Consider the following 26,144-nt stretch of genomic DNA (forward strand, 5'->3'; position numbering starts at 1 on the left):
CCCTCGCACTGTGGCAGGCGCCGCCCGGCGCGAAGGTCCGGGGCGGGCGGTGCGACGGCAGCCCGGCGCTCACCACGCCGGGTCCGGATCTGGAAGACCTCGTGGCGAGATGGATGGGGAGTCATGACTGAGAAGACGCCGAGCCCGGGCGGGGCCGGCACCGCCGACAGCTCTGCGGGTGACCCGGCCGCCTCGCGTCCCGGCGGCGCGGTCGCGGGCGATCGCGAGTCGATCGTCGTTCCGCCGTCGATCCTGGCGCAGCAGGCCGGCTGGGCGCAGCCCGGCGAGCGGCTGGCCGCGGCCGGTGGCGGGACCAGGACCGACGACGACACCCCGCAGATCTTCGCCTCCACGGTGCGCCGGGCCGAGCTCTCCGAGGCCGGTTACGACGAGAACCCGCCCGGTGTGGGCCGGCTCGGCGTGATCCTCGGCACGGTGCTGGCCGTGCTGCTGGCCGGCAGCGCGGTGACGCTCTACCTGGTGAACAAGGACGGCGGGTCCAAGGACAGCAGCCCCTCGGCCGCCAAGCCGGACGCGGTGAAGACCGCGCCGCCGACCCCCACCGCCGACCCGGTGCCGCCGATCAAGGACGACGCCAAGGTGCTGCCGACGATCACCGGCGACTTCGGCAAGAAGGCCGAGATCCAGGTGCCCGGCGACAAGTCGGACGGCTCCTTCGTGGTCAAGGTCCTCTCCGAGGGCAGCGGTGCCAAGGTGGAGAAGGGCAACTGGACCTCGGTGGACTACACCGCCAAGGACTGGACCACCGGCAAGGACATCCCGAGCTCGTACGACAACAGCGGCAAGCCGCAGATCTTCCAGGCCGGCTCGGACGCGCTGATCCCGGCGCTGGACCAGGCCGTGGTCGGGAAGAAGGCCGGCTCCCGGGTGCTGGTGGTGGCCCCGCCGGCCGCCGCGTTCGGCGCCCAGGGCAAGGCCGACATGTCGATCGGTGCCAAGGACGACCTGGTCTTCGTGATCGACATCCGCAACACCAACGCGCCCGACGCGGTGGTCAGCGGCACCGTCACCCCGCCGCCGGCGGACTTCCCGCAGGTCAAGGACAACGGCAAGAAGCCGGCCGAGATCACCCCGGTGGCCGGCGCCAAGGACCCGACCGAGCTGAAGAGCCACGTCCTGATCAAGGGCACCGGGCCGGCGGTGGAGAAGGGCGAGAAGGTCGTCGTCCAGTACACCGGCGCGCTGTTCAAGGACGGCAAGGTCTTCGACTCCTCGCTGAGCAAGGGCCAGGCGTTCTCCTTCCCGGTCGGCGGCGGCCAGGTCATCCAGGGCTGGGACCAGGGGCTGGCCGGCCAGACGGTGGGCAGCCGGGTCGAGCTGGTCATCCCGGCCGCGCTGGCCTACGGGGACAAGGGCCAGGGCGACATCCCGCCCGGCTCGACGCTGGTCTTCGTGGTGGACATCCTGGACGCCGGTCAGGGCTGATCCACTTTCGGGTGACAATGGTGTGCGTGTGACCTTCGGGTCCGGCCGCGTGGCCGGGCCCGGACGGGCGGCGGGCGCCCGTATCGTGGTCCGCCCCGACGAGGTCGGGGCGGACCGGGTGCGGGCGCCCGCCGCTTGGTCGTGTCTGGAATTGCGAACGTGAGAAGAGGGACCCAGTGACCGTGAACCTCAACGAGAAGCCCGAGATCGACTTCCCGATCGGTGACGCTCCGACCAAGCTGCAGATCCGCGACATCGTCGTGGGCGACGGCGAGGAGGCCAAGGAGGGCCAGGTCGTCAGCGTCCGCTACGTCGGCGTGACCTTCGAGACCGGCGAGGAGTTCGACGCGAGCTGGAACCGGAGCCCCAACGAGTTCCGCTTCCCGCTCGGCGCCGGCCGGGTCATCCAGGGCTGGGACAAGGGCGTCGTCGGCATGAAGGTCGGCGGCCGCCGCGAGCTGACCATCCCGTCGACGATGGCGTACGGCGCCCAGTCGCCGTCGCCGCTCATCCCGCCGCACTCGACCCTGATCTTCGTGGTCGACCTGCTGGCCGTCTGAGCCTGCTCCAGCCGTGGGCCGGACCCCTCCGGGGGCCCGGCCCACGGGCGTGTCCGGGGCCTCCGGGGACGCTGTTGCGGACGCGGCTTTTGCAGTGCGTACCGCTACCGGTACGGTCGGTCCCGCCGGGTGCGGATCGCCCGGTTGGCGCACCCCGCGCGCGGCGCGGCACACCGGAAGGGTCAGCGATGGCGATCGCCAAGGCAGAGCGGCTGATGAATCTCGCCCTGTGCCTGATGAACACCAGACGTCCGCTCTCCAAGAAGGAGCTGCGGGAATCCATCGAGGCGTACCGCGAGGCCTGGCAGCACAGCAGCGAGGACGCCTTCAACCGGATGTTCGAGCGGGACAAGGACGACCTGCGCGAGCTCGGCCTGGTGATCGACGTCGACGAGAACGCGCTGGACGGCGAGCTGGGCTACCTGGCCCGCGCGGACCGCAACCGGCTGCCCGAGATCGCGCTGGACGCCGAGGAGGCCGCCGCGCTGACCCTGGCCGCCCGGGTCTGGCAGCAGGCCAAGATGTCCGGCGCGGCCAGCGGCGCGCTGCAGAAGCTGCGCGCGGCCGGGGTGCCGTTCGCCGAGGCCGGCGGCCGTACCGCGCTGGAGCCCCGGATCCCCGCCCGGGAGGCCGCGTTCGAGCCGCTGCTCACCGCCGCCCGGGACCGCCGCCCGGTCACCTTCGAGTACCGCAAGGCCGGCGCGGCCGCCGTCGAGCAGCGCACCGTCGAGCCGTGGGCGCTGGAGTGCTGGCGCGGGCACTGGTACCTGGCCGGGTACGACCGCGACCGCGGCGACGCCCGGGTGTTCCGGCTCAGCCGGATCACCGGCAAGGTGCGGGCGAAGGGCGGCGCCTTCGCGCAGGCGGTGCCCGAGCACGTCGACGTCCGCGCCACCGTGGCCAAGTTCGCCGGGAGGGGGCCACCGCGACGGCGACCGTGCGGGTCCGCCGGGGCGCGGGCTTCCCGCTGCGCACCAAGGCGCTGGCCAGCGAGCGGGTCGACGAGACCTGGGACGAGCTGGAGATCCCGTACGGCAACGGGCTGGGCGCCGACCTGGCGGAGTTCGGGCCGGACGTGCTGGTGCTCGGGCCGGAGGAGCTGCGGGCGGATGTGGTCGACCGGCTGCGGGCGGTCGCGGGGATTGCTGAGGGAGAAGGCGCGTGAGCAACGCGATCGACCAGACGCGGCGGATGCTGTCGCTGGTGACCTACCTGCGGGAGCGGCCCGGGGCCGAGGTGGCCGAGGTGGCCCGCGCGTTCGGGATCTCCGAGCGCGAGCTGATCGGGGACCTCAACGTGCTGCCGATGTGCGGCACCAGCTTCCGCGGCGGCGACCTGCTCGACATCGACACCGACGGCGAGCGGATCTGGTGGCACAACGTGGACGACGTCGCCCAGCCGCTGCGGCTGGCCGCCGACGAGGCCACCGCGCTGCTGGTGGCCGCCCGCGCGGTGGCCGGGCTGCCCGGGCTGCGGGCCGGCGACCGCGAGGCGCTCACCCGGGCCGTCGCCAAGATCGAGAACGCGGCCGGGGAGAGCGCCGAGAGCAGCGCCCGGGTCGGCGTGACCTTCGAGGCGGAGAGCCACGTCTTCGCCGACATCGACCGCGCGCTCAGCGAGGGCCGGCGGCTCTGGCTGCGCTACTACTCGCACGGGCGCGGCGGGATGACCGAGCGGGAGGTCGACCCCATCCGGCTGCTCACCGAGGGGCACACCTACCTGGAGGCCTGGTGCCGCACCTCGGAGGACCACCGGATGTTCCGGCTCGACCGGGTCGCCGAGATCCGCGTGCTGGACGTCCCGGCCGACCCGCCCCGGCGTGAGCCGCGCGACCTGAGCGGCGGGCTGGTCAACCCGGCCGCGGACGACCCGGAGGTCGTCGTCGAGGTCTCCTCCGGCGGGCGCTGGGTGGCCGAGTACTACACCCACGACAAGGCCGAGGAACTGCCGGACGGCGGGCTGCGGATCACCCTGCGCAGCGCCGACCCCTCCCAGCTGCGCCCGCTGGCGCTGCGGCTGGGCCGGGACGGGCGGATCGTGTCGCCGCCCGAGCTGGCCGAGCAGGCGCGCTCGGCGGCGGCGGAGGCGCTGGCCGCGTACGGGGAGGGGCGGGTCTGAGCGGTGGAAGCCGGGACCAGATTCAAGGTGTACTGCTCCGAGTGCCGGGAGAAGGTGGAGCTCCCGGCCGAGGAGTTCCGGCTGACCCTGGGCCGCACCCCGGCCCAGGCGCACTACAGCTTCGGCTGCCCGCGCTGCGGGGCGGCGGTGCGCAAGCCGGCCGGGGAGAAGATCGTCGAGGCGCTGACCGAGGCGGGGGTGCGCACCATGCGGCTCGTCCCGGCGGAGGGGTAGCGCCTGCTCGGCGGGGGTGCGGGCGGCCCGTATAGGGTGGGGCGCATGTCCTGGATGCTGGTCGCCGCCGTCCTGCTCGCCACCGCGGGCCTGCTGGTCCTCGGGGTCCTCGCGATCCGGCTGTGGCTGGACGTGCGGGTGCTGGCCAAGGGCGTGGACGAGGCCTCGCGGGCGCTGACCGAGGCGGCGGGCGAGCCGGCCGACTCGGCCGCGGTGGCCGCCGCCCGATAGCACGGCCGGGGCATCCGCCGTACGGGGGCTGCTGCGCGGGTGTGAGGGCGGGTTACGCTCTCAGCTGGTCCCCGTGACGCCTGTCGGGGGCCGCCGTCCCGTTCGGGCGGCCGTCGTCGGGGCGTCATCCGCAGCGGTTACCATCCGCGCGGACGGCCCGCCGGGCCGCCATGACTGAAGGTGGTCGTGCATGCGCGTCTCGATGACCGCGATCGTGGTGGTCGTGGTGTTCGCCGTCGTGCTGTTCGGAGCCAAGCGGCTGCCCGAGCTGGCACGCTCGCTCGGACAGTCGCTGCGGATCCTGAAGAGCGAGGCCAAGGCGATGCGCACGGACGGCGAGGAGACGGCCGCGCCGCCGCCGGCGGGCGTCGAGGGCGGCGCCGGCGCGGGTGGTACGGCGTCGGGTGGCGGTCGGGTGATCCAGTCCGCGCCGGGCGCCACGAGCACCGCCCGTCCGGTGGCCGGGCCCGAGGGCGACCGCCCGCACTGAGCGCGGCGCCCGCACGTGACGTCCGCCGCGCGCGCGATGTCCGCGACCACGGAGGCCCGTCGACCGGCGGGCCTCTACGCACGATCTGAGGACCGGGGTTGAGCAAGCTCTCCAAGGCGTCGAAGGCGCCCAAGAATCCTGAGGGGCGGATGGCCCTCGCCGACCACCTGCGGGAACTGCGCAACCGGGTGATCAAGTCGGTCCTGGCGATCGTGGTGATCGCCATCGTCGCCCTGATCTTCCACAAGCAGATCGAGACGTTCCTGCTCAAGCCGCTGCCGCAGTGCAACACCCCGGAGGAGCAGGCGCACTACCACGGCAAGTGCGCGCAGGTCTCGAACATCGGTCTGACCTCCGGTTTCACCTGGATGCTCCAGGTGGCGCTGACGACCGGTGTGGTGGGTGCGGTGCCGGTCTGGCTCTGGCAGGTGTGGGCGTTCGTGGCGCCCGGTCTGCACCGGCACGAGAAGAAGTACACCGTCATCTTCATGGCCTGCGGGGCGCCGCTGTTCCTGGCGGGCGTGGGCGTGGCCTTCCTGGTGCTGCCGACGACCGTCGAGGTCCTGGTCAGCTTCACCCCGGACAAGACCACGCCGATCCTGCCGCCGAACGACTACTTCGACGTCGCGACGCGGATGGTGCTGGTCTTCGGCCTGGCCTTCGAGTTCCCGCTGCTGCTCGTGATGATGAACATGGTCGGCATGGTCACCGGCAAGCGGCTGCTGGGCTGGTGGCGCGGGATGATCATGGCGATCACCGTGTTCGCGGCCTTCGCGATGCCGAGCGCCGACCCGGTGAGCATGCTGGCGCTGGCCGCGCCGATCTGGGGGCTGTACTTCATCGCGGTGGGCATCGCGCTGCTCAACGACCGGCGCAAGCGGCGCCGGAACCCGGACGCGGACCTGGACGACGAGGAGGCCTCGCACCTGGACCTCAGCGTGCAGGCGGTCGAGGGCGCGGAGGTGGTCCGGGCCTCCGGCGCGCCGGTGGCGAGCCCGGCGCCGGTGCCGGGCGCGCGCCGGGAGCAGATGGACGACATCACCTGAGCCGCCGGTAGGCGTTCCTGATCGTGGGCCCCGGTCCGCCGCTCGACGCGGCGGGCCGGGGTTCTTCGTGCTGGGGGTGCTTCGCGCCCCGGGGCTCTTCGCGCGGCGGGGGCGGTCCGGGTGCGGGGCGCTCTTGGCACCGTCGATGGCATGTGACATATTACTGGCGTGCTGAAGAGCCAGAGACCCCCCTTGGACGCCGTCGTGGTCGGCGCCGGCGTCGTCGGCGCGGCCTGCGCCTACTACGCCGCCCGCGCCGGGCTCGCCGTCGCCGTCGTCGACCGCGGACCGGTGTCCGGCGGGACCACCGGCGCCGGCGAGGGCAACCTGCTGGTCTCCGACAAGGAGCCCGGGCCCGAACTCGACCTCGCCCTTCTGAGCACCCGGCTCTGGCGCGACCTCGCCGAGCAGCTCGGCCCCGAGGCCGAGTACGAGCCCAAGGGCGGCCTCGTCGTCGCCGCCACCGAGGCCGGGCAGGACGCGCTGCGCACCTTCGCCGCCGAGCAGGGCCACGCCGGGGTGACGGCCGAGGAGGTCCCCGGCGAGCGGCTGCGCGAGCTGGAACCGCACCTCGCCCCCGGGCTCGCCGGCGGCTTCCACTACCCGCAGGACGCCCAGGTCCAGCCCGCCCTCGCGGCCGCCCACCTGCTGCGCGAGGCCCGCCGGCTCGGCGCCGTGCTGATCACCGGCGAGGCCGTCACCTCCGTCGAGCGGGGGCCGGACGGCGCCGTGCGCGGCGTGCGCACGGCGCACCGCGAACTGCTCGCCCCCGCCGTCGTCAACGCGGCCGGGACGTGGGGCGGCGAGCTGGCCGCGCTGGCCGGCGTGCACCTGCCGGTGCTGCCCCGGCGCGGCTTCGTGCTGGTCACCGAGCCGCTGCCGCGGATCGTCCGGCACAAGGTCTACGCCGCCGACTACGTGGCCGACGTCGCCAGCGGCTCGGCCGCGCTGCAGACCTCCGCCGTGGTGGAGGGCACCCCCGGCGGGCCGGTGCTGATCGGCGCCAGCCGGGAGCGCGTCGGCTTCGACCGCACGATGTCCCAGGAGGTGCTGCGGCGGCTGGCCGGCCAGGCCGCGGCGCTGTTCCCGGTGCTGGAGGACGTCACCGTGATGCGGTTCTACCGGGGCTTCCGCCCGTACCTGCCGGACCACCTGCCGGCCATCGGCGAGGACCCCCGGGTGCCCGGGCTGTACCACGCCTGCGGGCACGAGGGGGCCGGCATCGGGCTGGCCCCGGCCACCGGGCTGTTGATCAGCGAGCAGCTGGCCGGGAAGCGGCCCGAGCTGGACCTCGCGCCGTTCCGGCCGGACCGGTTCCGCGAGGCCGCCTGAGGGGCCCCTGGCCCGGGGTGGTCCGGGCGCGCCCGCCGGGCCGTGCCGGAGGCGTTCCGCGGGCGTCGCGGAGGCGTCGTGGGGCCGCTTCGGAGGTGTCCCGGATCCGTGCTGGATCCGTACTGGATCCGTGCTGGACCAGCGCTTGGTCCGTCAGTGTCGTCAGTGCTGTCAGTGCTGTCAGAGCCGTCAGATCGTCAGATTGGAGAAGCCGCCGATGCGTCGCCGCACCCCCGCCGGGCTGGTCGGGGCCGAGCCCGGGCCCGCCCACCACATCGTGTTCGACGGCCGGGCCGTGCCCGCGCTGTCCGGGCAGTCGATCGCCGCCGCGCTCTGGGCGGACGGCGTGCTCGCCTGGCGCACCACCCGCTTCGGCGGGCGGCCGCGCGGGGTGTTCTGCGGCATCGGCGCCTGCTTCGACTGCCTGGCCACCGTCGACGGCCGGGCCAACCAGCGCACCTGCCTGGTGCCCGCCGAGCCGGGCACCGTCGTCACCACCCAGGAGGGCCACGGCCGTGCCGACCTCGCCGTATGAGTTCCTCGACCTGGTGGTGATCGGTGCCGGTCCGGGCGGGCTGGCCGGCGCCGTCACCGCCGCCGACCTCGGGAAGCGCTGCGTCCTGCTGGACGGCGGGCACAGCACGGGCGGGCAGTACTACCGGCACCCCGCGCCCGGCCTCGGCGCCGCCCGGCCCGACCGGCTGCACCACGGCTGGTCCGTCTACACCGGGCTGGCCGAGCGGCTGGCCGAGCACGAGCGGGCCGGACGGGTCGAGTTCCGGGGCGGCCACCACGTCTGGGCGCTGGAGCGCACCGACGAGGGCTTCACCGTGCACGCCACCCGCGGGCCGGACGCCGGGGACCGGGTCGCCGTCCGGGCGCGGGCGGTGCTGCTCGCCACCGGCGCGTACGAGCGGCAGCTGCCGTTCCCCGGCTGGACCCTGCCCGGAGTGGTCACCGCGGGCGGCGCGCAGGCCATGCTGAAGTCCGGGCTGGTGCTGCCCGGGCAGCGGATCGTGGTGGCCGGCAGCGGGCCGCTGCTGCTCGCGGCGGCGTCCTCGCTGGTCACCGCCGGGGCCCGGGTGCCGGCCGTGGTCGAGGCCACCGGCTACCTCGCGTACGCCCGGCGCCCGCACGTGGTGGCGGCCGTCCCCGCCAAGCTCGTGGAGGGCGCCGGGCACGGCACCGCGCTGCTGCGCCACCGGGTCCGGCCGCGGCTGCGCAGCGCCGTCGTCGAGGCGCACGGGACCGACCGGGTCACCGGCGTCACGGTGGCCCGGCTGGACGCCGACTGGCGGCCGAAGCCCGGCACCGAGCGGCGGATCGACTGCGACGCGATCGCGGTCGGCCACGGGCTGCTGCCGCAGATCGACCTGGCCACCGAGCTCGGCGCGGACACCCTGGCCGGGCCGGACGGCGCCGTCGCGCTGGCCGTCGACGCGGGCATGCGCACCAGCGTGCCCGGCCTCTGGTCGGCGGGGGAGACCAACGGCGTCGGCGGCGCGGACCTCGCGATCGCCGAGGGCGAGCTGGCCGCGCACGACCTCGCCGGGGCCGAGCCGAAGCGGTCGCTGCGGCGCCGGCGGGCCCGGCTGCGGGCCTTCGCGGACCTGATGGCGGCCGCCCACCGGCCCGGACCGGGCTGGACGGGCTGGCTGCGCCCCGACACCGACGTGTGCCGGTGCGAGGAGGTGCCGGTCGCGAAGGTGCGGGAGGCGGTGGAGGAGCTGGGCGCGGGCGACCCGCGCACGGTGAAGCTGCTCACCCGGGCCGGGATGGGCTGGTGCCAGGGGCGGATGTGCGGGCCGGCGGTGGCCTGCCTGTCCGCCGGATCCGGCTCCGCGTCCGGCTCCGTCGAGTCCGGGGCGGAGTCCGAGCCCGGGGTCGGTGCCGCGGGTCCGGACCGGCGGCCGTTCGGATGCCCGGTGCCGCTCTCGCAGCTGGCGGCCGGGGAGCCGCAGCCGGCCGCGGGGGAGCACGACGCGTAAATCCTCCGGGTCGGGGGCTCTTGTCTCCGACCCTTCCCCACGAATAAAATGTCACACCTCACCAAGGAGAACACCGTGTCCCACACCCCCCACGACACCACCCGCCCCTGGCGCGGCATCATGGTCGCCACCGCGATCCCGCTGCGCCCGGACCTCTCCGTCGACTACGACGCCTACGCCGAGCACGTCCGCTGGCTGATCGACTCGGGCTGCGACGGCGTCGTCCCCAACGGCTCGCTCGGCGAGTACCAGACCCTCACCGCCGAGGAGCGCGCCCGCGTCGTCGAGGTGGCGGTCGAGGCGGCCGGTGACGGCTCCCGGGTCATGCCCGGCGTCGCCGCGTACGGCAGCGCCGAGTCCCGCCGCTGGGCCGAGCAGGCCGCCGAGGCCGGCGCCGGCTCCGTCCTGCTGCTGCCGCCCAACGCCTACCGGGCCGACCGGGACGCCGTGCGGGCGCACTACGCCGAGGTCGCGAAGGCCGGGCTGCCGATCGTCGCGTACAACAACCCGATCGACACCAAGGTCGACCTGGTGCCCTCCCTGCTCGCCGAACTGCACCGCGAGGGCTCGATCGTCGCGGTCAAGGAGTTCAGCGGGGACGTCCGGCGGGCGTACGAGCTCGCCGAGCTGGCGCCGGGGCTGGACCTGCTGATCGGCGCCGACGACGTGCTGCTGGAGCTCGCGCTGGCCGGTGCCGTCGGCTGGATCGCCGGGTACCCGAACGCGCTGCCGGAGGCCTCCGTCGAGCTGTACCGCGCCGCCGTCGCGCACGACCTGGAGACGGCGCTGCCGCTCTACAAGTCGCTGCACTCGCTGCTGCGTTGGGACTCCAAGACCGAGTTCGTCCAGGCCATCAAGCTCTCCATGGACATCGCCGGGCGCCCCGGCGGTCCGGTCCGCCCGCCGCGCCTGCCGCTGACGCCGGAGATCGAGGCCGCCGTCCGCGCCGCGACCGAGAAGGCGCTCGCCGAGGGCCTGGCCTGATCCCAGGACCGCTCCGACCGGCTGCGGGGGCAGCCGGGTCGGACCTCACCGACCGGCTGCGGCGGCGGCCGGACCGGACCCGAACGGCCGGCCGCGGGGGCGGCCCGGCCCGACCCAACCGACCATCACCACACGGGAGTTGTGCGTCATGCGCAGCCGTCATGTGTTCCACGCCGTCGACTCGCACACCGAGGGCATGCCGACCCGGGTCATCACCGGAGGGTTCGGTGTCATCCCCGGTGCCACCATGGCCGAGCGCCGGGTGCACTTCCAGCAGCACCTGGACCACTTCCGCACGCTGCTGATGTACGAGCCGCGCGGCCACGCCGCGATGAGCGGCGCCATCCTGCAGCCGCCCACCCGGCCCGACGCCGACTTCGGCGTGCTCTACATCGAGGTCTCCGGCCTGCTGCCGATGTGCGGGCACGGCACCATCGGGGTGGCCACGGTGCTGGTCGAGACCGGGATGGTGCCGGTGGTCGAGCCGGTGACGACCGTGCGTCTGGACACCCCCGCCGGGCTGGTGATCGCCGAGGTGCAGGTCGAGGACGGCGCGGCCAAGGCCGTGACCATCCGCAACGTGGCCTCCTACTCCGTCGCCCTGGACCGCAAGGTCGAGGTGCCGGGCTACGGCACGATCGGCTACGACCTCGCGTACGGCGGCAACTTCTACGCCATCCTGCCGCTCGCCGAGTTCGGGCTGCCGTTCGAGCGCGAGCGCAAGCAGGAGATCCTGGACGCCGGACTCGCGCTGATGGCCGCGATCAACGCCGGCCCGGACCGGCCCGTCCACCCGGAGAACCCGTCCATCCACAGCTGCCACCACGTCCAGCTGCTCGCCCCCGGCTCCACCGCCGAGCACTCCCGGCACGCGATGGCCATCCACCCCGGCTGGTTCGACCGCTCGCCGTGCGGCACCGGCACCTCGGCGCGGATGGCGCAGCTGCACGCCCGCGGCGAACTCCCGCTCGGGCGGGACTTCCGCAACGACTCCTTCATCGGGACGACCTTCACCGGGCGGCTCGTCGAGGAGACCGAGGTGGCCGGGCGGCCCGCCGTCGTGCCCACCGTCACCGGGCGGGCCTGGGTCACCGGGACGGCCCAGTACTTCCTCGACCCGAGCGACCCGTTCCCGGCGGGGTTCCTGCTCTGAGCCGCGCCGCATCCTCGAACGGCACTGAACGACCTTTGAAGGGCTGGCAGTTGTGATCATCTCCTCGTACAACCCCGCCGATCCGAGCGACCTCGTGATCGCCGTCGAAGGGCTCGGCGCCGAGGCCGTGCGGGAGTCCGTCGCACGCGCCCGGACCGCGCAGCGCGACTGGCTCGCGGCCGGCGCGGGCGCCCGCTCGGCGGCGCTCGGCCGGATCGCCGACGCCGTCGACGCGCACGCCGACGAACTGGCCGCGCTGATCGTCCGCGAGGTCGGCAAGCCGCTCGCCGAGGCGCGCGGCGAGGTCGCCCGCACGGCGGCGATCTGGCGCTACTACGCGCAGGCGCCGTACGCGCCCGGCGGGGAGGTGCACGAGACCGCCGGCGGGCCCGGGCTGCTGCTCACCCGGCGCCGCCCGTACGGGGTGGCCGGGCTGATCACGCCGTGGAACTTCCCGCTGGCGATCCCGACCTGGAAGGCGGCGCCGGCGCTCGCGGTGGGCAACACGGTCGTCCTCAAGCCGGCGCCCGAGGCGACCGCGTGCGCGCTGCGGCTCGCGGAGCTGGCTGTTCAGGCCGGGCTGCCGGCCGAGGCGTTCGCCGTGCTGCCGGGCGGGGCGGAGGAGGGCGAGGCCCTGGTGGCGAGCGCCGACGTGGTCTCCTTCACCGGCTCGACCGGCGTCGGCCGGGCCGTGGTGCGCGCCGCCACCGGGCGCGGCGTGCCGGTGCAGGCCGAACTCGGCGGGCTGAACGCCGCGTTGGTGCTGCCGGACGCGGACGTGGAGCTGGCGGCCGCGCACATCGCCGCCGCCATCGCCGGGTACGCCGGGCAGAAGTGCACCGCCACCAGCCGGGTGATCGCGGTCGGCGCCGCGTACGAGCCGCTGCGGGAGGCGCTGGTCAAGGCCCTGGCGGCGGTCGACGACGCGGTGTGCGGGCCGGTGATCAACGCCGCCGCGCGGGACCGGCTGACCGGCGCCGTCGCCACCGCCGTGGCGGCCGGGGCGAGCGTGCTCGCCGGCGGCGGGGTGCCCGAGCGGCCCGGCTGGTACGTCGAACCGACCCTGCTCGCCGACGTGCCGGCCGAACACCCGTTGGCCAGCGAGGAGTTCTTCGGCCCGATCGCCGTCCTGCACGCGGCCGCCGACCTCGACCAGGCCATCGCGCTCGCCAACGACACCCCGCACAGCCTCGCCACCTCCGTGCACACCCGCGGCCTGGACGCGGCCCTGGCCGCCGCCGACCGGCTGGACGCGGGCATGATCCGGGTCAACGCCCCCTCCAGCGGCGTCGACTTCCACCTGCCCTTCGGCGGCGCCAAGGGCGCGAGCCACGGCGAGCGCGAACAGGGCCGCGCGGCCCTGGAGTTCTACACCGCGAGCCGGACGATCAGCGTGCTGCCCGGCGGGGGTGCCTGATGTTCGTGCGCACCGTCGACTACCACACGGCCGGTGAGCCGTTCCGGATCGTGCTGGACGGCCTGCCGCCGATCCCCGGCGACACCGTCGCCGAACGGCGGGCCATCGCGCTCGGCTCCGGCGGCACCGCGACCGCGCCCCGGCCCGGCGAACTGGACACCGTACGGCGGCTGTTGGTGCAGGAACCGCGCGGGCACGCCGGGATGTACGGCGGGTTCCTGGTGCCGCCGGACGACGACGGGGCGCACCTGGGCGTGCTGTTCTGGCACAAGGACGGCTACTCGACGGCCTGCGGCCACGGCACCATCGCGCTCGGCGCCTGGGCCGTCGACTCCGGGCTGGTCGCGGCGCCGGCGGACGGCGTGGCGCCGGTGCGGATCGACGTGCCGTCCGGGCGGGTCACCGCGCTGGTGCACCGGGCCGGCGGCCGTACCGTGGGCGTCACCTTCCGGAACGTGCCCACCCGGGTCGCCGAGCTCAAGCTGCCGGTGGAGACCTCCCGGGGTGTGGTGGAGGTCGCCGTGGCGCACTCCGGGGCGTGCTACGCCTCGGTGCCTGCGGCCGCCCTCGGGCTCGCCGTCGAACCGGCGCAGCTGCCCGAACTCACCGCCGCGGGGCGGGAGATCAGGGCGGCGCTGGCCGGCTCGGCGGCGGTGGCGAACGCGGCGGACCCGCGGCTGTCCGGGGTCTACGGGGTGATCCTCCACGACGACCTGCCCGCGGCGGACGGCGGGGTGAACCAGCGGAACGTCACCGTCTTCGCGGACGGGCAGATCGACCGCTCGCCCTGCGGCTCCGGTACCTCCGCCCGGCTCGCCGTGCTCGCCGCCGAAGGGCGGCTCGCGCCGGGGGAGCGGCTGCGCCACGAGTCGATCATCGGGACGGTGTTCGACGGGCGGGTGCTCGCCGGGGGCGACCCGCTGGGCGCGGGCGTCGTCACCGAGGTCACCGGCACGGCGTACCGGACGGGCGAGCACGGGTTCGTCCTGGAGGCGGGGGACGAGCTGGCGGCGGGGTTCCTGCTGTGACGGCGACCGAGCTGCCCGGTACGGCGGTTGCGCCGCTCCAGTACGCCGTACCGGGCACCGGCGGGGTCGGGCCCGCCGAGGCGGTGGGGGCGATCGAGCGGGCGCTGCGGGACGGGTTCGACCCGGAGGCGGCGCCCGCCCGGTCGGCCGTACCGGTGCCGGCCGGGGAACTGCTGATGATGCCGGCCGCCGCCGGGCCGTACGCCGGCGTCAAGATCGCCGGGGTCGCGCCCGCCAACCCCGCGCGCGGCCTGCCCCGGATCACCGGCAGCTACCTGCTGCTCGACGGCCCCACCCTGCAGCCGCTCGCCCTGCTCGACGGCGCGGCGCTCACCGCGCTGCGCACCCCGGCCGTCACGGCGGCCGCGCTGCGGCGGCTGGCGGTGCCGGAGGCGGAGCACCTGGTGCTGTTCGGCTCCGGGCCGCAGGCGTACGGGCACCTGGACGCGCTGCTCGCCGTCCGGCCGCTGCGGCGGCTCACCGTGGTCGGGCGCGACGCGGGGCGGGCCGAGGAGCTGGCTGCGTACGGGCGGCGGCTCGGGCTGACGGCGTCGGCGGGCACGCCGGAGGCCGTCGGCTCGGCGGACGTGGTGGTGTGCTGCACCACCGCGCGCACGCCGCTGTTCGACGGTGCGGCGGTGCCCGGGCACGCGGCGGTGGCGGCGGTCGGCTCGCACGAGCCGGGGGCCCGGGAGGTGGACGAGCAGCTGGTCCGGCGGGCCGAACTGTACGTGGAGGCCCGGGCGGTGGCGGCCCGGGAGGCCGGGGACCTGCTGATGGCGGGCGTCGGCGGGCGGCAGCTGTGGAACCTCGCCGAGCTGGTGCGGGGCGACGCGGCGGTGCCGGAGGGGCGGCCGCGGTTCTTCAAGAGCGTCGGGATGGCCTGGGAGGACCTGGCGGTGGCGGCGGAGGTGTACCGGCGGGGGGCGGGTGCCGGGTCGCTGACGGGCGTGGTCTCCGGCTAGCTCGTCGGCTCGGTCCCGGGCTCGCCTTCTCCCGCTCAGTCGCCGGAGAAGGCGAGCCAACTGCCGGGCGTCGCCGAGCAGATGGCGAGCAGGTTGCGCAGGTCGCGGACGGCTGCTCGGTGCTCCTCGGTGGTGCAGCGGGTGAGCAGGGCGGTGGCCTCCTCGAAGGCGGCGCCCGCGTCCTGCTCGTTGAACAGGGTGTCGCCGTAGGGGTCGATCCGGCCGAGGCGGCGGTCGGCGGCCGGGCCGACGTGCTCCGCCAGCGCCGCGGCGAGGGCGGGGCCGTGGTCGGTGGACAGGTGCAGCATCCGGGCCGGGCCGGGGCGGCGGTGCTGCTTGGGGTGGCCGTCGAAGAGGGCGATCTCGATGCTCAACGTGCTGCTCCGGCGGATGGTCGGACGGTCTGGCGGGCTCGGGGTCGCAGATCGTGTGCGGCCGGCCGTTGTGCGTGGCGGCCGGCCGCTGCCACGATGGCTGGCGCGGCGGCCGGACGGGGGCCGGATCGTGGCCTCGGATCGTGGGCCGTTGCGTACGCACCGTAACGTGACATTGTACACTGGTGTTCTGCACCCACCCGGAGGAACACCATGGCCGACCTCAAACCCCGCACCCTGATCTCCGTCCAGGAGCGGCTTCGCGACCAGGTCGCCCACGCGCTCCGGGCGGCCCTGATCTCCGGCGAACTGCGCCCCGGCGTCGTCTACTCCGCGCCCGCCCTCGCCGCCGACTTCGGCGTCTCGGCGACCCCGGTGCGCGAGGCCATGCTCGACCTCGCCCGGGAGGGGCTGGTCGAGGCCGTCCGCAACAAGGGCTTCCGGGTCACCGAGCTCACCGAGCGCGACCTCGACGACTACACCGAGATCCGCGCGCTCATCGAGGTCCCGACCGTGGGGCGGGTCGCCCGCACGGCGAGCAAGGAGCAGCTGGAACGGCTGCGGCCGCAGGCCGAGGCGATCGTGGCGGCCGCCCGCAAGCACGACCTCATCGGGTACCTGGAGGCGGACCGGCAGTTCCACCTCGACCTGCTGGGGCTCGCGGGCAACGCGCGGCTGGTGGACGTGGTCGGCGACCTGCGCAAGCGCTCCCGGCTGTACGGGCTCACCCGGCTCGACGAGCGCGGCGAGCTGGTCTCCTCGGCGGAGGAGCACCTGGAGCTGCTGGACCTGATGATCGCCGGCGACGCGGACGCGGCCGAGGCGTGCATGACGCGGCACCTGAGCCACGTGCGGTCGCTGTGGGCCGGCCAGGAGGAGGCGGCGGAGGACCGCACCAGCCTGCGCCTGCGCGCCCGATAGGGGGCTAAACCACTCGTTCGGGTGAAGAGTGGGAATCGGGCGTCGGAAAGCGCTCGCGCTCTCCGATGATGCTCTCGACATCGGCAGTCAGGAGGAACTCCATGTCCGCCGCCGCAGTGGAAGAACCCTCCGAGCAGATGACGTTGCTCGAAGCCGCAGAGCTGGTCTCCGATCGACTCGTGGGGCACCGGGTCGAGATTCTTGGCGGTCAGATCACGGTGACGCCGCCTCCGGACGGGCCGCATGGCGAGATGCTCACGGACCTCATGATCCCGTTGTGGGCGGCGGGTCTCCATGGCGATACATCCCGAGTGGTTCAAGGGATGGGCCTATGGTTGCCCGGCGGACCGTCCGACTATGCGATTCCGGATCTGTGTGTTGTTGATGCCGACTACCGAGAACACCTGATCGAACGCAATTGCTACGACCCAGTGGTCTTCCGTCTTGTCGTGGAAGTGACGTCGTCGAACTTCACGACTGACCTGAAGGTCAAGCCACCGCTGTACGCCGAGGCAGGAGTGCCCGGCTACGTCATTGTGGACCGAACGAATCAGCGCGTGATGGTGCTGACCGATCCCAAGGACGGCGAGTACCGGGTGCACGCCGTCCACCATCCCGGGCAGTCGTTCACTCTGCCCGAGTCGATCGGGGCATCGGTGACGCTGAAGGTGGACGACGTGCTGGCGGCCAAGAAGTAGCTCAGACCGTCGCCGGGATCGTCAGACGGCCGTCGTGGACCTCGGCGATCCGGTCGACGGCGGTCAGGTGGGTGCGGTCGTGGGTGACCAGGACCGTCGCGGTGGCGCGGCGGTGGGTGAGGTCGGTGATCAGGTCCAGGACGGCCGCGCCGCGTTCGTGGTCGAGGGCGCTGGTGGGCTCGTCCACCAGCAGCACGGTGGGGTCGTGCATCAGGGCCCGGGCGATGTTGACGCGCTGGCGCTGGCCGCCGGAGAGCTGGTGCGGGCGCCGCGCGGCCTGGTCGCGCAGGCCGACCGCGTCCAGCAGCTCCAGGGCGCGCGGGAGGGCGGTGCGCGGGGAGCGGCCGTCGAGGTGGGCCATCACCTGGAGCTGTTCGACCGCCGTCAGCGAGGGCAGCAGGTTGGCCTGCTGGAAGACGATGCCGATCCTGGTGCGGCGCAGCGCGGTGAGCTCGGCCGGGCGCAGGCCGGCGGTGTCGGTGCCGTCGATGACGACCCGGCCGGAGTCCGGGGTGATCAGGGTGGCGGCGACGGCGAGCAGGCTGGACTTGCCGGAGCCGGAGGGCCCGACCACGGCCGTCAGCGAGCCCTTGGGGACGGTCAGCGAGACCTCGTCCAGGGCGGTGAGCCGGCCGTCGCCGTCCGGGTAGGTCAGGGTGACGCGGTCGAGTTCGAGGGTCATCGGGCGCTCCCGAGGGCGGTCAGCGGGTCGACGGAGTTGATCCGGCGGATGGACAGGGCCGCGCCGACCGCGCCGAGGGCGATCATGACGGCGGCGGGCAGCAACAGGGTCGGGGCGTCCAGGACGAACGGGACGGCGGAGCCGATCAGCGAGCCGGCGCCGAGGGCGATCGCCGTGCCGATGGCCGTACCGAGGAGCAGTAGCAGGACGGCCTGGCCGAGTGCGTCGCGCAGCAGGTAGCGGGTGGAGGCGCCGAGGGCCTTCAGCACGGCGATGTCGCCGCTGCGCTGGATCGTCCAGACGGTGAAGAACGCGCCGATGACCAGGGCCGAGATGGCGAACAGGAAGCCGCGCATCAGCTGCAGGGAGCCGTTCTCGGAGGTGTAGGAGCCGATCGCGGCCAGGGCGTCGGCGCGGCCGCGGGTCACGGTGCCGTGGCGGGCGTCGGCGGCGGCCAGGTCGGCGCCCTGGGCGGTGTGCAGGGCGATGACGGTGGCGTGGCCGGCGCCGCCGGGGGCGAACTGCTGCCAGTCGGTGAAGCTGGTCCAGATCACCGGGGTGTGGCTGTACGCGGCGTCGCCGTCGACGGCGGCGACCCGTAGCCGGTGGCCGGCGAGGGTGAAGTCGGCGCCGGGGGCGAGGTCGCCCAGTTTCTCGGCGGCGGTCCTGGACAGGACGGCCTTCCCCGGGGCGATCAGGCCGCCCTGCGGGGCGAGGTCGGAGCCGTCCGGGACGCCGAAGGCGGAGAGGGCGGCGGTGCGCTGCCCGGCGGCGGCCTTGGTGATGGTGATGCCGAGCGGCTGGGCGGAGGTGACGCCGGGCTCGCGGGCCCAGGCCTGCCACTGGTCGGGGGTGACCTGGGAGTCGGTGAAGTTGAGCTCCTGGCCCTCGGCGGGCCTGCCGAAGACGAGATGGTCGGCGGGCAGGCCGCTGATCGCGGAGATGTTCTGCCGGCCGAGTCCGGCGGTCAGCCCGGACAGCATGCCGACCAGTACGGTGATCAGCACGATGACGGTTCCCATCAGGGCGAACCGCCCCTTGGCGAACCCCAGATCCCTCCAGGCGACGAACACGGTGAGCCTCTCCTGCGGTACGCGGTTGTCTACGCCTCCCACGGTCCCGGAGGAAGGGGCCCGCGGGCATCGCGCGGGGGATTGCCTCCGTGGCATCGAAGGGCCGAAGCCGAGTTCAACCTTTTGATTGATGCCGCACCGCCGGCGGGGAACCTAGGCTTGACGGATGGCGACCGAACGACCCCGCATCACCCCCGTCGCCCGCGTCCTCCAGGTCTGCCTGCACCTGCTCGTGGCGGGCCTGCTCGTCCTCGCCGTCGCCCGCGCCGCGCTCGGCCGGGACGGCGATCCGGCGGCGGTCGGCGCCGCGGCCTCCGCGATGGCCGTGGTGTACGCGGCCGGGCCCCGCCTCGCCGCGGTGCGCCGCTCGCGCCGGGCCGCCGCGCTGTGGCTGGCGCTGCTCGGCCTCACCTGGGCCGGGGTGCTGTTCGCCACCCAGGACGGCGTGTGGCTGGCGTTCCCGCTGTACTTCCTGGAACTGCACCTGCTCGGGCGCCGCGGCGGGCCCGTCGCGGTCGGGCTGACGGCGCTGGCCGCGATCGTCGCCTGGGCCTGGCACCAGCACGGCTTCAGCCTCGCCGCCGCCATCGGGCCCGCGCTCGGCGCCGCCGTCGCCACCGCCACCGTGCTCGGCTACCAGGCGCTGTACCGGGAGAGCGAGGAGCGGCGCCGGCTCATCGACGAGCTCACCGCCGCCCGCGCCGACCTCGCCGCCGCGCACCACACCGCCGGGGTGCTGGCCGAGCGCGAACGCCTCGCCCGGGAGATCCACGACACCCTGGCGCAGAGCCTCAGCTCCATCCAGCTGCTGCTGCGCGCCGCCCAGCGGGCCCTGCCCGAGCGCACCGACGCCGCCGCCGGGTACGTCGAGCAGGCGCGGCAGGCCGCGCAGGACAACCTGGACGAGGCCCGGCGGTTCGTCCGGGCGCTCACCCCGCCGGCGCTGGACGGCGACCCGCTGCCCGTCGCGCTGGAGCGGCTGTGCGCCACCACGACCGCGCACAGCGGACTGCCCGTCCACCTGCACGTCTCCGGGGACCCGCTGCGGCTGCCGGTGCCGCAGGAGGTCGCGCTGCTGCGGATCGCGCAGTCGGCGCTCGGCAACACCGTCCGGCACGCGCGGGCCTCGCACGCCGAGGTGACGCTCAGCTACATGGAGGGGGAGGTGGCGCTGGACGTGTTCGACGACGGGGCCGGGTTCGACCCGGTGGCGGTCGCGGGCCGCACGGGCGGCGACGACGGCGGATTCGGGCTGCCCTCGATGCGGGCCCGGGCCCGGGCGTTCGGCGGCACGCTCACCGTCGAGTCGGCGCCCGGCGAGGGCACGGCCGTCGCGGTGCAGCTGCCGGTCGGCGCCGCTGCCCCGGTCGGCGCGGCTCCGGCCGGCCCGGCCCCGGAGGTGGCGCCGTGATCCGGCTGCTGATCGCCGACGACCACCCGGTGGTGCGGGCCGGGCTGCGGGCCGTCCTGGAGGGCGAGCCGGACTTCGCGATCGTCGCGGAGGCCGCCACCGCCGAGCGGGCCGTCGAACTGGCTGCTGCCGGCGGGGTGGACGTGGTGCTGATGGACCTCCAGTTCGGGCCCGGCTCGGCCATGAACGGCGCCCAGGCCACCGCCGCGATCACCGCCCCCACCGGGGCGCCGCGGGTCCTCGTCGTCACCACCTACGACACCGACGCCGACACCCTGCCCGCGCTGGAGGCCGGTGCCACCGGGTACCTGCTCAAGGACGCGCCGCCGGAGGAGCTGGCCCAGGCCGTCCGGGCCGCGGCGGCGGGCCGCTCCGCGCTCGCCCCCAGCGTCGCCGACCGGCTGCTGGAGCGGATGCGCACGCCGGCGGCCGCGCTCAGCGCCCGCGAGACGGAGGTGCTGGGCCTGGTCGCGGAAGGGCTCACCAATCAGCAGGTCAGCCAGCGGCTGCACCTCAGCCAGGCCACCGTGAAGTCCCATCTGGTGCACGTCTACACCAAGTTGGGCGTCGACTCGCGGACGGCGGCGATCCGGGAGGCGCGCCGCCGGGGGCTGATCCGCTGAGGCGTAGGCTGGGCCGGTCGGTACCCGCAGCCGTGTGAGGAGCACCCCGATGGCCGTCCGTCTCGCCGAACTCGCCCTGCCCGTGATCGGCGCGCCGATGGCCGGCGGGGCCTCCACCCCGGAGCTGGCGGCGGCGGTGAACCGGGCCGGCGGGCTGGGGTTCCTGGCCGCCGGGTACAAGAGCGCCCCGGCGATGGCCGAACAGATCGCGGCGGTACGGAAGTTGACCGACCGGCCGTACGGGGTGAACCTCTTCGTCCCCGCCCCGCCCGGGGACGCGGCGGCCGTCGCCGCCTACCGGGAGCGGCTGCGGCCCGAGGCCGCGCGGTGGCAGGTGGCACTGCCCGAGGAGATCGCGCCGGACCGGGACGACTGGGAGGCCAAGCTCGCGGCGCTGCTCGCCGACCCGGTGCCCGTCGTCTCCTACACCTTCGGGCTGCCCGGCCCGGCGCAGGCGGCGGCGCTGCGCGCGGCCGGGACGCTGCAGATCGGCACCGTCACCACCCCGGAGGAGGCCCGGGCGGCCGAGGCGGCCGGGATGGACGCGCTCTGCGTGCAGGGCCCGGAGGCCGGCGGCCACCGCGCCACCCACCGGGTGGCGGACCGGCCGGGCGAGCTCCCGCTGCTCCGACTGCTGCCCGCCGTACGGGCGGTGACGACGCTGCCGCTGATCGCTGCGGGCGGGCTCGGCGACGGGCCGGCGATCGCGGCGGCCCTGCGGGCGGGCGCGGCGGCGGTGCAGCTCGGCACCGCGCTGCTGCGGACGGACGAGTCCGGCGCCTCGGCCGCCCACCGGGCCGCGCTCGGCGAGCTCCCGGAGACGGTCGTCACCCGCGCCTTCACCGGCCGCCCGGCCCGCGGCCTGCGCAACCCCTTCATCGACCGCCACGGCCCGTACGCCCCGCCCGCCTACCCCGAGGTCCACCACCTCACCGCCCCCCTGCGCGCCGCCGCCACCCGCCGCGGCGACCTGCGAGCCATGCACCTCTGGGCCGGCACCGCCCACCACCTGGCCCGCACCGGCCCGGCGGAGCAGCTCGTCACGGACCTGTGGCGGGCGGCGCGGGAGTAGCGCGGAGGGGAGTGCGGTGCGGGGTGTGTTGTCCCCCGCAGGGGTGGATTGGGCGGGAAAGCGCGCGGTAACGTATAAGGGGCAACTTAATCTCGTAGCTATGTGGGAGATCACGCTTCTGGCGCCGGTTGAGGAGTGGTACTTGCAGGTCTGCGAAGACGACCCCAAGACGGCGGAAAGCATTCTTGAAGCACTGGATTTGCTGGCTGACGAGGGTCCGACCTTGGGACGGCCCGTGGTGGACCGAATCCACCGCAGTCGTTTGCACAACCTCAAGGAGCTGAGGCCGGGGTCTTCGGGATCCAGCGAGGTGCGCATGCTGTTCGTATTCGACCAGGAACGCGAGGCCATCATCCTGGTGGCAGGCGACAAGTCCGGCCGCTGGTCGGAGTGGTACGACGAGTCGATTCCCTTGGCAGAGAAGCGCTACGCGGATTACGTCGAGAAGCAACGGAACGGAGAACGCCGATGAAGGGGCGTAGTTGGACCGAGGTACGGGCCGAGGCCATGAAGCGGTTCCCCGAGATGGCGACGCCGGAGGCGGAGGCCGACCGGGCGCGGATCAGGCAGGAGATGCTGGCGCAGATCCGTGGCTATGAGCTGGCCGACCTGCGGCGGAAGGCCGAGCTGACCCAGAAGGAGGTGGCCGGCCTCATGGGGGTGAGCCAGGCGCGGGTGTCGCAGATCGAGCACGGGCAGGTGGACAGCCTGGACAACCTGCGGGCGTACGCCGCCGCGATCGGCGGCGAGGTCGAGGTGTCGGTGCGGCAGGGGGAGCGGACGATCAAGGTGGCCTGACCGTCCGCCCTCATCAGCCCAGCAGGGTGGCCATCCAGGACTCGATGTCCTTGGCTGCCCTGGGCAGGGCGTTGGACATCAGGTGGGCGCCGTCCGGGGTGATCACCAGGTCGTCCTCGATGCGGATGCCGAGGCCGCGGAGTTCGAGGGGGAGGGTCTCGTCGTCGGGCTGGAGGTAGAGGCCGGGTTCGACGGTGAGGACCATGCCCGCTTCGAGGGTGGCGTCGAGGTAGCGGTCGGCGCGGGCCTGGGCGCAGTCGTGGTAGTCGAGGCCGAGCATGTGGCCGCTGCCGCAGAGGGTGTAGCGGCGGTAGAGGCCGTTGTCGTCGGCGAGGGCCTGTTCGGCGGGGATGCGCAGGACGCCCCAGTCGGCGAGGCCTTCGGCGATGACGCGCATGGCGGCGCGGTGGAAGTCGCGGAAGCGGGCGCCGGGGCGCAGGGCGGCGATGCCGGCGCTCTGGGCGGCGAGGACGAGGTCGTAGGCCTGGCGCTGGACGGGGCTGAAGGTGCCGCTGAGCGGGAGGGTGCGGGTGATGTCGGCGGCGTAGAGGGTGTCGGTCTCGACGCCGGCGTCCAGCAGCAGGAGTGAACCCGGGTCGAGGGCGCCGTCGTTGCGGATCCAGTGCAGGACGCAGGCGTGGGCGCCGGAGGCGGCGATGGTGGTGTAGCTGGTGCCGTTTCCCTCGGCGCGGGCGCGCAGGTCGAAGACGCCCTCGATCCAGCGTTCGCCGCGGGGGTGGCGGAGTGCTGTGGGCAGGGCGCGGACGACGTCCTGGAAGCCGGTGGTGGTGTGGTCGACGGCGAGCTGCAGCTGCTCGACCTCCCAGGTGTCCTTGACCAGGCGCAACTCGGAGAGGACGGCGGAGAGTTCGGCGTCGCGCAGGTCGGGGCGGGGGCGCCCGGTGGCGTCGTCGACCAGCGGGTCGGTGCCGGCCAGGACGCGGGTGGGCGGCTGCGGGCCGGCGAGCAGGGCGGGCAGCTCGTCGAGGTGGCGGGTGCGGATGCCGGTGAGCTGCGCCGCCTCGGCGAGGTCGGGCCGGCGGCCGACCCAGAACTCGCCGTAGCGGCGGTCGCGGTAGAACTCGCCGCCGTCGCGCGGGGACCGGGGGCGCAGGTACAGGACGGGCTCGTGGCCGGCGGGCCCGGCGGGTTCGAGGACGAGGACGTGGTCGGCCTGGTCCTCGCCGGTGAGGCCGGTGAGCCAGACGTACGCGCTGTGCGGGCGGAACCGGTAGTCGAGGTCGTTGCAGCGGACCTTGAGGCGCCCGGCGGGGACGATCAGGCGCTCGCCGGGGAAGGCGGCGGACAGCCGGTCGCGGCGGCCGGGGAAGCGGTCGTAGCCGGGGACGCGCTGGTCGGCGGGGAGCGGGGTCGGAGCCCAGCGGTGGCCCATGAAGGCGTCGAGGGCGGGGGAGACCGGCAGGTCGTGACTGCCGGTGTGGAGACCGGCCGGGGCGAGGGTCACGGTGAACTCCTGAGCGGGGCGGGGGAGATGGGGAGCACGGACACAGCTCGGTAACGGCGGCCGTCACCTCTTGTGCAGTGCAATTTCACATTACTATGTTACGGGTCACACAGCGCAGCGGCCAGATCCGGCCACCCACAGCGGAGTTGCTACATGACCAGGCGCACCCACGCCGCCCTCGCGGCGGCCCTCGCGGCGACCCTCACCCTCGGCCTCGGGGCCTGCAAGAACGACAAGAGCGACAGCGGCGGCGACGCGGCGCCCTCCAGTACGAAGGGGCCGGGCGCGGAGTCCGGCTCGATCATCGGCGGCACCCCGGCCAAGGGCGGGACGCTCGACATCCTGACCAACCAGGACTTCGCCCACCTCGACCCGGCCCGCAACTGGACCGTCCCGCACATGGACTTCGGCACCCGGCTGCTGTACCGCACCCTGACCACCTTCAAGTCCGAGCCGGGCGCCGCGGGCAGCGAGATCGTCCCCGACCTCGCCACCGACCTGGGCAAGTCCTCGGACGGCGGCAAGGTGTGGACCTTCACCCTGAAGGACGGCCTCAAGTACGAGGACGGCAGCCCGATCAAGTCCGCCGACATCAAGTACAACGTCGAGCGCTCGTTCTCCCCGGACCTCACCGGCGGTCCCGACTACGCCGTCCAGTACCTGGCCGACGGCGACAAGTACAAGGGCCCGCTCACCGGCGAGCACCTGGCCAGCATCGAGACGCCGGACGACCGGACGATCGTCTTCCACCTGAAGCGCCCGGTCGCCGAGTTCTCCGACACCGTCACCCTGCCGACCTTCTCCCCGGTGCCGCAGTCCCAGGAGAAGGGCACCCAGTACGACTCCCGGCCGTTCTCCTCCGGTCCGTACAAGATCGAGAGCTATGACCGCGGCAAGCAGCTGGTGCTGGTCCGCAACACCAACTGGGACCAGGCCTCCGACACCGTCCGCAAGGCCTACCCGGACAAGATCGTCGTCACCGAGGGCATCAAGGGCGGCCAGGCCGACGACCGGATCATCGCGAGCGACGGCGCCGACGCCAACGCGATCAACATGCCCTGGATGCAGCACGAGTCCGTCGCCAAGGTGCTGCCCAAGGCGGACGTGCGGGAGCGGATGACCGCCGAGCGGACCGGCTGCACCGACATGCTGTACCTGAACACCGCCAAGGCGCCCTTCGACGACCCGAAGGTGCGCGAGGCGATGATGTGGGCGGTCGACCGCGAGGCCCAGGTGACCGCCTTCGGCGGCCCGGCGGTCACCGACGTGGCGACCTCCTTCCTCCCGCCGTCGCTGACCGGCGGGGAGAAGGCCGACCCGCTGAAGATCCCGGCCGCCGGGGACCCGGAGAAGGCCAAGGCGCTGCTCAAGGAGGCCGGCAAGACCGACCTCAAGGTCTCGCTGACCGTCTCGCTCGGCGACAAGACCCGCGCCGAGGCGATCCAGCAGTCGCTGTCCAAGGTCGGGGTGCAGGTCACCGTCAACACCGTGGACCCGTCCGCCTTCACCGACACCCTCGGCGACACCAAGAACGCCCCCGAGCTGACCATCAACGGCTGGTGTCCGGACTACCCGTCCGCCGCGACCTTCCTCCCGTTCCTGTTCGACGGACGGACCATCAAGGAGAAGGGCAACCAGGGCAACTACAGCCAGTTCCGTGACCAGGCCACGATGGACCGGATGGACCAGATCGCGGCCATGACGGACGTGAACGAGGCCAACAAGGCGTGGAAGCAGCTGGACGAGGACCTGATGAAGAAGGCCCCGGCCGTCCCGCTGATGTGGCAGCGCCGCCCGCTGATGGTCGGCACCAACGTGGCCGGCGCGTTCGGCAACTCCGGCTTCGCCGGGATGATCGACCTGGCGACGGTCGGCCTCAAGGACCCGGCCAAGGGCAAGGGCTGATGAGCAGCGCTGACACCCCTTCGGGAGCCGAAGGCCGCGCCGGTGTCGAGAGTGACGAGCGACAAGCGAGCGCAGCGAGTGCCGGAGCGAGGAACGTCGACACCGGGTCAGGAGCGGCCGGAGGCGAGCG

General features: G+C 74.2%; 28 protein-coding genes and 1 pseudogene. 25 read left to right on the forward strand and 4 right to left on the reverse strand.

The window, feature by feature from the left end:
* Positions 1-123 precede the first annotated feature (123 nt).
* The 17 genes and pseudogenes from AB2U05_RS26630 (at position 124) to AB2U05_RS26710 (ending at position 14,992) form a co-directional block, all read left to right on the forward strand.
* The gene (locus AB2U05_RS26630; RefSeq protein WP_369184459.1) at positions 124-1,446 is read left to right on the forward strand and encodes an FKBP-type peptidyl-prolyl cis-trans isomerase; all 1,323 of its coding nucleotides are present in this window, start codon (positions 124-126) and stop codon (positions 1,444-1,446) included.
* A gap of 182 nt (positions 1,447-1,628) precedes the next feature.
* Positions 1,629-2,006 carry an FKBP-type peptidyl-prolyl cis-trans isomerase gene (locus tag AB2U05_RS26635; protein ID WP_045697631.1) on the forward strand — a complete coding sequence of 126 codons (378 nt, stop codon included), beginning with the start codon at positions 1,629-1,631 and terminating at the stop codon, positions 2,004-2,006.
* Positions 2,007-2,527: 521 nt separating this feature from the next.
* Positions 2,528-2,953 (forward strand): annotated as a pseudogene (locus AB2U05_RS26640) (helix-turn-helix transcriptional regulator); the annotation flags it as partial.
* Entirely contained in the window at positions 2,944-3,171 is a 228-nt protein-coding gene (locus tag AB2U05_RS26645) for a hypothetical protein (RefSeq protein ID WP_369184460.1), read from the forward strand. The pseudogene AB2U05_RS26640 and the gene AB2U05_RS26645, both read left to right, overlap by 10 nt.
* A 26-nt stretch (positions 3,172-3,197) precedes the next feature.
* Positions 3,198-4,124: a YafY family protein gene (locus AB2U05_RS26650; RefSeq protein WP_208615472.1), complete on the forward strand. Its 927-nt coding sequence runs from the start codon at positions 3,198-3,200 to the stop codon at positions 4,122-4,124.
* Positions 4,125-4,151: 27 nt separating this feature from the next.
* Entirely contained in the window at positions 4,152-4,358 is a 207-nt protein-coding gene (locus tag AB2U05_RS26655; RefSeq protein ID WP_244178816.1) for a hypothetical protein, read from the forward strand.
* Between the two features lie 45 nt (positions 4,359-4,403).
* Positions 4,404-4,589 (forward strand): hypothetical protein, encoded by a 186-nt coding sequence (locus AB2U05_RS26660; protein WP_369184461.1) that lies wholly within the window; start codon positions 4,404-4,406, stop codon positions 4,587-4,589.
* 190 nt (positions 4,590-4,779) lie between these two features.
* Positions 4,780-5,079: a Sec-independent protein translocase subunit TatA gene (gene tatA / locus AB2U05_RS26665; protein ID WP_045710217.1), complete on the forward strand. Its 300-nt coding sequence runs from the start codon at positions 4,780-4,782 to the stop codon at positions 5,077-5,079.
* A gap of 98 nt (positions 5,080-5,177) precedes the next feature.
* On the forward strand, positions 5,178-6,125 hold the full coding sequence (gene tatC, locus AB2U05_RS26670; protein WP_244178817.1) for a twin-arginine translocase subunit TatC: 948 nt from the start codon (positions 5,178-5,180) through the stop codon (positions 6,123-6,125).
* 168 nt (positions 6,126-6,293) lie between these two features.
* Entirely contained in the window at positions 6,294-7,457 is a 1,164-nt protein-coding gene (locus AB2U05_RS26675) for an FAD-binding oxidoreductase (protein ID WP_244178818.1), read from the forward strand.
* Positions 7,458-7,674: 217 nt separating this feature from the next.
* Positions 7,675-7,992 (forward strand): (2Fe-2S)-binding protein, encoded by a 318-nt coding sequence (locus AB2U05_RS26680; protein ID WP_045697558.1) that lies wholly within the window; start codon positions 7,675-7,677, stop codon positions 7,990-7,992.
* Positions 7,973-9,445: an NAD(P)/FAD-dependent oxidoreductase gene (locus AB2U05_RS26685; protein WP_045709829.1), complete on the forward strand. Its 1,473-nt coding sequence runs from the start codon at positions 7,973-7,975 to the stop codon at positions 9,443-9,445. The genes AB2U05_RS26680 and AB2U05_RS26685 overlap by 20 nt, the downstream gene beginning before the upstream one ends.
* A gap of 75 nt (positions 9,446-9,520) precedes the next feature.
* Positions 9,521-10,429, forward strand: a complete 909-nt coding sequence (locus tag AB2U05_RS26690) for a dihydrodipicolinate synthase family protein (RefSeq protein ID WP_045697636.1) — start codon at positions 9,521-9,523, stop codon at positions 10,427-10,429.
* Positions 10,430-10,577: 148 nt separating this feature from the next.
* A complete protein-coding gene (locus tag AB2U05_RS26695) occupies positions 10,578-11,582 on the forward strand; it encodes a proline racemase family protein (RefSeq protein ID WP_045697562.1) in 1,005 nt (334 codons plus the stop codon).
* Positions 11,583-11,634: 52 nt separating this feature from the next.
* Positions 11,635-12,999, forward strand: a complete 1,365-nt coding sequence (locus AB2U05_RS26700) for an aldehyde dehydrogenase (RefSeq protein ID WP_369184462.1) — start codon at positions 11,635-11,637, stop codon at positions 12,997-12,999.
* Positions 12,999-14,027, forward strand: a complete 1,029-nt coding sequence (locus AB2U05_RS26705; protein WP_369184463.1) for a proline racemase family protein — start codon at positions 12,999-13,001, stop codon at positions 14,025-14,027. The genes AB2U05_RS26700 and AB2U05_RS26705 overlap by 1 nt, the downstream gene beginning before the upstream one ends.
* On the forward strand, positions 14,024-14,992 hold the full coding sequence (locus AB2U05_RS26710) for an ornithine cyclodeaminase family protein (protein ID WP_341846012.1): 969 nt from the start codon (positions 14,024-14,026) through the stop codon (positions 14,990-14,992). The genes AB2U05_RS26705 and AB2U05_RS26710 overlap by 4 nt, the downstream gene beginning before the upstream one ends.
* 35 nt (positions 14,993-15,027) lie before the next feature.
* On the opposite strand, the gene AB2U05_RS26715 is transcribed toward AB2U05_RS26710, so the two are convergent.
* Positions 15,028-15,366, reverse strand: coding sequence for a hypothetical protein (locus AB2U05_RS26715; RefSeq protein WP_369184464.1), 339 nt, complete (start codon positions 15,364-15,366; stop codon positions 15,028-15,030).
* 213 nt (positions 15,367-15,579) lie between these two features.
* On the opposite strand from AB2U05_RS26715, the gene AB2U05_RS26720 reads away from it, so the two are divergent.
* Together AB2U05_RS26720 and AB2U05_RS26725 are read left to right on the forward strand one after the other, a co-directional pair.
* A complete protein-coding gene (locus AB2U05_RS26720; protein ID WP_369184465.1) occupies positions 15,580-16,287 on the forward strand; it encodes a GntR family transcriptional regulator in 708 nt (235 codons plus the stop codon).
* Between the two features lie 101 nt (positions 16,288-16,388).
* A complete protein-coding gene (locus AB2U05_RS26725; RefSeq protein ID WP_369184466.1) occupies positions 16,389-16,985 on the forward strand; it encodes a Uma2 family endonuclease in 597 nt (198 codons plus the stop codon).
* A gap of 1 nt (position 16,986) precedes the next feature.
* Here the strand turns inward: AB2U05_RS26725 and AB2U05_RS26730 are convergent, their stop codons facing one another.
* Together AB2U05_RS26730 and AB2U05_RS26735 are read right to left on the reverse strand one after the other, a co-directional pair.
* Entirely contained in the window at positions 16,987-17,667 is a 681-nt protein-coding gene (locus AB2U05_RS26730) for an ABC transporter ATP-binding protein (protein WP_369184467.1), read from the reverse strand.
* Positions 17,664-18,740 (reverse strand): ABC transporter permease, encoded by a 1,077-nt coding sequence (locus AB2U05_RS26735; RefSeq protein ID WP_369184468.1) that lies wholly within the window; start codon positions 18,738-18,740, stop codon positions 17,664-17,666. Before AB2U05_RS26735 ends, AB2U05_RS26730 begins: the two co-directional genes overlap by 4 nt.
* A 166-nt stretch (positions 18,741-18,906) precedes the next feature.
* On the opposite strand from AB2U05_RS26735, the gene AB2U05_RS26740 reads away from it, so the two are divergent.
* The 5 genes from AB2U05_RS26740 to AB2U05_RS26760 all read left to right on the forward strand — a co-directional run bounded on the left by AB2U05_RS26740 (position 18,907) and on the right by AB2U05_RS26760 (position 22,644).
* Positions 18,907-20,151 (forward strand): sensor histidine kinase, encoded by a 1,245-nt coding sequence (locus tag AB2U05_RS26740; protein ID WP_045697579.1) that lies wholly within the window; start codon positions 18,907-18,909, stop codon positions 20,149-20,151.
* The gene (locus AB2U05_RS26745; protein ID WP_045697581.1) at positions 20,148-20,774 is read left to right on the forward strand and encodes a response regulator transcription factor; all 627 of its coding nucleotides are present in this window, start codon (positions 20,148-20,150) and stop codon (positions 20,772-20,774) included. Before AB2U05_RS26740 ends, AB2U05_RS26745 begins: the two co-directional genes overlap by 4 nt.
* A 49-nt stretch (positions 20,775-20,823) precedes the next feature.
* Positions 20,824-21,846, forward strand: a complete 1,023-nt coding sequence (locus AB2U05_RS26750) for a nitronate monooxygenase (protein ID WP_369184469.1) — start codon at positions 20,824-20,826, stop codon at positions 21,844-21,846.
* A 100-nt stretch (positions 21,847-21,946) separates the two neighbouring features.
* Positions 21,947-22,318, forward strand: coding sequence for a type II toxin-antitoxin system RelE/ParE family toxin (locus tag AB2U05_RS26755; RefSeq protein ID WP_045709820.1), 372 nt, complete (start codon positions 21,947-21,949; stop codon positions 22,316-22,318).
* Entirely contained in the window at positions 22,315-22,644 is a 330-nt protein-coding gene (locus AB2U05_RS26760) for an XRE family transcriptional regulator (protein ID WP_369184470.1), read from the forward strand. Before AB2U05_RS26755 ends, AB2U05_RS26760 begins: the two co-directional genes overlap by 4 nt.
* Positions 22,645-22,657: 13 nt before the next feature.
* On the opposite strand, the gene AB2U05_RS26765 is transcribed toward AB2U05_RS26760, so the two are convergent.
* Positions 22,658-24,109, reverse strand: a complete 1,452-nt coding sequence (locus AB2U05_RS26765; RefSeq protein WP_045709818.1) for an aminopeptidase P family protein — start codon at positions 24,107-24,109, stop codon at positions 22,658-22,660.
* A gap of 153 nt (positions 24,110-24,262) precedes the next feature.
* On the opposite strand from AB2U05_RS26765, the gene AB2U05_RS26770 reads away from it, so the two are divergent.
* Positions 24,263-26,014, forward strand: a complete 1,752-nt coding sequence (locus AB2U05_RS26770; protein ID WP_045697589.1) for an ABC transporter substrate-binding protein — start codon at positions 24,263-24,265, stop codon at positions 26,012-26,014.
* The last annotated feature ends 130 nt before the right edge of the window (positions 26,015-26,144 follow it).

This window comes from Streptomyces sp. Y1 (assembly GCF_041053115.1).
GTDB lineage: Bacteria > Actinomycetota > Actinomycetes > Streptomycetales > Streptomycetaceae > Kitasatospora > Kitasatospora rubellomurina.